Below are 5,864 nucleotides of genomic sequence, written 5' to 3' on the forward strand. Positions count from 1 at the left end.
ATTATATAGTGATGAAGAAATAGATAGAGAAACTTTAATTGCATTAGACAATCTTTTACTCAACAATAATCCGTATGAACATGAGATTGATGAGTATATCCAAATTATTATCAGCAGTCGAGATGAAGAAACCTCTGAGTCATTAAATGAGAAGTTACGAGAGGCTACACGTATTGGTGATTCAGAACTGCAAAAATATTATTTGCAAAAGATTGTCGCTTTAAATCAAAAACGAATGTATTAAAATTTATTAATATATATTTAAAGAGTTTTATTTAAGTAACGCATTGTGTGCTTATATTAATTTCGGGAGGCCTTTTTATGTCTGAAAACCAAGTGAAAGTAGTAAAAAAACAAACCATCGATCCGACATTAACTTTGGAAGATGTAAAAAAACAATTATTAGATAAAGGGAAAAAAGAAGGTCATTTAAGCCATGAAGAAGTTGCAGAAAAACTGCAAAACTTCGATATGGACTCTGATCAAATGGATGAGTTCTTTGAACAATTAAATGACAATGATATAAATCTTATTAATGAAAAAGATAGTTCTGATACAGACGAAAAACTTAATCCTAATGATTTAAGTGCACCTCCAGGTGTTAAAATCAATGACCCAGTGCGTATGTATTTGAAAGAAATTGGGCGTGTTGATTTATTAAACGCACAAGAAGAAATCGAACTTGCGAAACGTATCGAACAAGGTGATGAAGTTGCTAAAGCAAGACTGGCAGAAGCAAACTTACGTTTAGTCGTCAGCATTGCCAAAAGATATGTAGGACGCGGTATGTTGTTCTTAGATTTAATCCAAGAAGGTAATATGGGGTTAATTAAAGCCGTTGAAAAATTCGACTTCAGTAAAGGGTTCAAGTTTTCTACGTATGCAACTTGGTGGATTCGTCAAGCAATCACACGTGCTATCGCTGACCAAGCACGTACAATCAGAATTCCAGTGCATATGGTTGAAACAATTAATAAATTGATTCGTGTACAACGTCAATTATTACAAGACTTAGGTCGTGATCCAGCACCAGAAGAAATTGGTGAAGAAATGGACTTACCACCAGAAAAAGTACGTGAAATCTTAAAAATTGCCCAAGAGCCTGTTTCATTAGAAACACCGATTGGTGAAGAAGATGACAGTCACTTAGGAGATTTCATCGAAGACCAAGAAGTACAAAGCCCATCTGATCATGCAGCGTACGAACTATTGAAAGAACAATTAGAAGATGTTTTAGATACACTAACTGATAGAGAAGAAAATGTATTAAGATTACGTTTCGGTCTTGATGATGGACGTACAAGAACACTTGAAGAAGTTGGTAAAGTATTCGGTGTTACAAGAGAACGTATTCGTCAAATCGAAGCTAAAGCACTTAGAAAGCTAAGACATCCAAGCCGTAGCAAACGCCTTAAAGACTTTATGGATTAATTAAGTAAAAATAGCGAGACAATGAGCTGATAATGTTTGGCTGACGAAGGCAAGGAAGTATGTAATGACCTACAGTCAATCGAATATAATGCTTGTTGTCTCGCTCTTTTATTAGAGGAGCACAAAGTGATGATTTTAAACCAACGACTTACCGCAGTGAGTAAATATATAACTGGAAATGTATTAGCTGATATCGGTTCTGATCATGCATACTTACCAATCTATGCGATTGAAAATGAATTATGTACTTCTGCGATTGCTGGAGAAGTAGTCAAAGGACCTTATCAAGCCGCCGTTGATAACGTTAAAAAATATAGCATGCAAAATAGAATTGATGTTAAACTGGGAGATGGATTAAATGTCCTGGAAAAAACGAACAACGTGAATACTATTACAATATGCGGGATGGGCGGCCCACTGATTGCAGAAATACTACAAAATGGAAAAGAAAAGCTTTTGAATCAACCGCGCTTGGCCTTACAAAGTAATATTCAAACATCTGCAATAAGACGCACATTGATGCAGTTGAATTACAATATTGTAGAAGAAGAGATTATTGAAGAAAAAGGTCATATTTATGAAATTGTAATAGCAGAATATGGTCATAAAGCATTGGATGAATTAGAGTTAAAATTCGGTCCGGTTTTAATGAATTCAAAATCACCTTTATTTATAAAAAAATGGGATAGAGAATTAGAAGCATTAAAAAATATCCAATCACACTTGGATAGTAATAAGCATCAAAGCCGCTTAGAAGAAATTAATCATGAGATAAAATTAATTCAAGAGGTGTTACAATGAAAACTTCAGAATTACTAAACATTTTAAATAGGCATGTTCCTTTTTCTTCCGCTGAAAGTTGGGACAATGTCGGCTTATTAATTGGTGATAATCAACAAGAAATAACAGGTATACTTACAGCATTGGACTGTACAATGGAAGTAGTAAACGAAGCAATTGAAAAAAACATCAATACAATTATTGCCCATCATCCGCTTATCTTTAAAGGTGTAAAGAATATTAATGAACAAGGGTATGGCGCAATTATTCGTCGTCTAATACAGCACAATATTCAATTGATTGCTTTGCATACAAATCTAGATGTATATCGTTATGGCGTTAACGCGATGCTTTCACAACAAATCGGACTCGAAAATATTGAAATTTTAGAACCGCAACAAACAAACTATTTTAAAGTTCAAGTATTTATCCCTGAAGAAGATGTCGAAACATTTAAAGATAAAATGAATGAGGAAGGTTTTGCATCTGAAGGCGATTATGAATATTGTTTCTTTTCAACAAAAGGTGCTGGACAATTTAAACCAGTTGCAAATGCACAACCGCATATTGGTGAATTAGATCAAATTGAAACAGTGGAAGAAGTTAAGGTTGAATTCATGATTCAGAACCATGAACGTACAAAAGCAGAGTATTACATCAATGCATTACATCCATATGAAACACCAGTTTACGACTTTATACCATTAACTAAGACGCTAGAACATGGTTTAGGTATGATAGGAGAATTACCTGAACAAACAACTTTAAAATCATTAGCTATTTCAATTAAAGAACAATTAAATATACCAAGTGTTCGCTTTACAGGTAATCCGAATGCATTGGTATCGAAAGCAGCGATAATCGGTGGTTCTGGTATTGGCTATGAAAAATTCGCACATCATAAAGGCGCTGATGTCTTTATTACTGGTGATATCAAACACCACGATGCATTAGATGCTGAAACAGAAGGTTATAACTTAATCGATATTAATCATTATAGTGAATATGTTATGAAAGATGGTTTGAAATCATTACTAAAAGAATGGATTAGCAATGATGAACTAACTATTGAAGCTTCAACTTTAAATACAGATCCATTCAACTATGTATAAAAACTAAAAAAGGAGGGATTTTAATGGCCACACAACACCCATTTGAACAATTTGATTTAAGTCCTCAACTTATAGACGCAGTAGCTGACTTAAATTTTAATCAGCCAACCGAAATCCAACAAAGAGTAATTCCTAAAATCATAAAAGGTCAAAATATTATTGGGCAATCACAAACTGGTACAGGAAAGTCTCATGCATTCTTACTACCATTGATGGAAAAAATTGATACTACAATTCAAGAACCTCAAGCTATTGTAGTTGCACCTACTAGAGAGTTAGCTCAACAACTCTATAATGCAGCACATCACTTAGCCCAATTTAAAAATGATGTAAAAGTTACATTGTTTATCGGAGGAACTGACTTCGAACGTGATAAACAACGTTGCAATGTCCAACCTCAATTAGTCATTGGTACACCAACCCGTATTAATGATTTATCAAAAGACGGTACATTACATGCGCATCTAGCACAATATTTAGTAGTAGATGAAGCTGATTTAATGATTGATTTAGGGTTAATAGAAGACGTAGACCATATCGCTGCGCGATTAGATGATAGTGCACATATTGCTGTATTCAGTGCTACGATTCCAAAATCATTACATCCATTCTTGAACAAATATTTAAATCAACCAGAATTTATTGAAGTGGATAGTAAAACCCAAAATAAGAAAAACATTGATTTCTACTTGATTCCAACAAAAGGTTCATCAAAATTGGATAAAACTAAAGCTTTGATTGAAATTATCAATCCATATTTATGCCTTATTTTCTGCAATAGCAGAGAAAACGCAGATGAATTGGCAGAAGCATTAACCGCAGAAGGTTTAAAAATTGGTATGATTCATGGTGGACTCAGTCCAAGAGAAAGAAAACAACAAATGAAACGAATCCGTAATTTGGACTTCCAGTTTGTAATCGCAAGTGATCTAGCGTCTAGAGGTATTGATATTGAAGGTGTCAGTCATGTAATTAACTATGATGTACCTAAAGATATTGATTTCTTTACGCACCGCGTTGGCAGAACTGGTAGAGGTCAATATAAAGGCGAAGCATTTACTTTATATACACCAGATGAAGAATATTTAATTGCTGAGATAGAGAAAAAAGGTTATAAATTCCAAGATGTCGATATTAAAAATGGCGAACTCAAAGAAATTAAAGCCCATAATACAAGACAAACACGTAAGAACAAAGATGATCACTTAACGACTCAAGTGAAACAACAAGTTAAACGTGGTAATAAGAAAAAAGTTAAACCAGGATACAAGAAAAAGTTCAAGAGAGAACTAGAAAATTTGAAACGACAAGAACGAAAAAAATATAGCAAACGTCAAAACAGACAACAAAGAAAAAATAAGTAAAGGCTAGGTGGACAGATTGTTAATTGGTTCTCATGTTCCGATGAATGGTAAAAAAATGTTGCTGGGTTCAGCAGAAGAAGCACATAGATTAGGCGAAAAAACATTTATGATTTATACTGGTGCGCCTCAAAACACGAGAAGAAAAGATATATCAGAATTGAACATCGAAGCAGGTCACGAAGCTATGAAAGAATATGGTCTTTCTAACATCGTGGTACACGCACCTTACATTATAAATATTGCTAACACACAAAAACCACATGTGTTTGACTTAGGTGTTGAATTCTTACAAAAAGAAATTGAACGTACAGAAGCAATTGGTGCAAAAGATATCGTCTTGCATCCAGGTTCACATGTAGGTGTTGGTTCTGAAGCTGGAATTAAAAAAATCATCGAAGGATTAAATGAAGTTCTGACAAATGAAAATGATGTCAGAATCGCTTTAGAAACAATGGCAGGTAAAGGATCTGAAGTAGGACGTACTTTTGAAGAGTTAGCACAAATTATAGACGGTGTAAATCATAACGAAAGGTTATCAATTTGTTTTGATACGTGTCATACTCATGATGCCGGTTATGATGTTAAAAATGATTTCGACGGTGTCCTTGAAGAATTCGATAAAATTATAGGACTAGACCGTATTAAAGTCCTTCACGTAAATGACAGTAAAAATGAAGTCGGTGCCCACAAAGACCGACATGAAAATATTGGTTTCGGTCATATCGGGTTTGATGCATTGAATTATATCGTACATCACGAAGTGTTTGAAAACATTCCAAAAATCTTAGAAACACCGTTTGTCGGTGAAGATAAGAAGAATAAGAAACCACCATATAAACATGAAATTGAAATGTTGGAAAGTCAAACTTTCAACCCTGATTTAAAAAATATTATTATGAGTGAATAATCTTATTTAGAGTAAACATGTAATTAAAAGACAAAGCATGCTTTGTCTTTTAATTTTACATACTCAATCGTAAGCATTACAATTTACATATTATTTATTCAAGGTTATATTTATAGCGAGGTGAAGATATGTCTACCCCAGTTTTTGAATTGAAAAATATAAACTATTATTTTGGAAACAAACAAGTACTGGAAAACATAAACATTAAAATATATAAAGGCGATTTTTTAGCGATTGTCGGACCAAATGGGGCAGGTAAATCTACATTAC

At 33.7% G+C, this 5,864-nt stretch carries 6 protein-coding genes and 1 pseudogene; all 7 read left to right on the top strand.

Annotated features, from left to right (window positions below; translation table 11 throughout):
* Positions 1 to 244 (top strand): annotated as a pseudogene (locus BU038_RS11690) (DNA primase); the annotation flags it as partial.
* Positions 245 to 321: 77 nt separating this feature from the next.
* Positions 322 to 1,431, top strand: coding sequence for an RNA polymerase sigma factor RpoD (gene rpoD / locus BU038_RS11695; protein ID WP_002481056.1), 1,110 nt, complete (start codon positions 322 to 324; stop codon positions 1,429 to 1,431).
* Between the two features lie 126 nt (positions 1,432 to 1,557).
* Positions 1,558 to 2,232 (top strand): tRNA (adenine(22)-N(1))-methyltransferase, encoded by a 675-nt coding sequence (locus BU038_RS11700; protein ID WP_199219714.1) that lies wholly within the window; start codon positions 1,558 to 1,560, stop codon positions 2,230 to 2,232.
* Positions 2,229 to 3,323, top strand: coding sequence for a Nif3-like dinuclear metal center hexameric protein (locus BU038_RS11705; RefSeq protein WP_107606167.1), 1,095 nt, complete (start codon positions 2,229 to 2,231; stop codon positions 3,321 to 3,323). Before BU038_RS11700 ends, BU038_RS11705 begins: the two co-directional genes overlap by 4 nt.
* 23 nt (positions 3,324 to 3,346) lie before the next feature.
* Complete coding sequence (locus BU038_RS11710; protein WP_107606168.1) at positions 3,347 to 4,687, top strand: DEAD/DEAH box helicase; 1,341 nt, start codon at positions 3,347 to 3,349, stop codon at positions 4,685 to 4,687.
* Positions 4,688 to 4,703: 16 nt separating this feature from the next.
* The gene (locus BU038_RS11715) at positions 4,704 to 5,594 is read left to right on the top strand and encodes a deoxyribonuclease IV (protein WP_107606169.1); all 891 of its coding nucleotides are present in this window, start codon (positions 4,704 to 4,706) and stop codon (positions 5,592 to 5,594) included.
* A gap of 128 nt (positions 5,595 to 5,722) precedes the next feature.
* Positions 5,723 to 5,864 (top strand): ATP-binding cassette domain-containing protein (locus BU038_RS11720; protein WP_142402604.1); only part of this gene is annotated, 142 nt, incomplete at its 3' end.

The sequence above is a fragment of the Staphylococcus simulans genome (assembly GCF_003043455.1).
Lineage (GTDB): Bacteria > Bacillota > Bacilli > Staphylococcales > Staphylococcaceae > Staphylococcus > Staphylococcus simulans_A.

Excerpts from the sequence above, each read along its gene's own strand:
- BU038_RS11710 (WP_107606168.1), top strand. The coding sequence starts at position 3,347 with ATGGCCACACAACACCCATTTGAACAATTTGATTTAAGTCCTCAACTT.
- BU038_RS11705 (WP_107606167.1), top strand. The coding sequence starts at position 2,229 with ATGAAAACTTCAGAATTACTAAACATTTTAAATAGGCATGTTCCTTTT.
- rpoD (WP_002481056.1), top strand. The coding sequence starts at position 322 with ATGTCTGAAAACCAAGTGAAAGTAGTAAAAAAACAAACCATCGATCCG.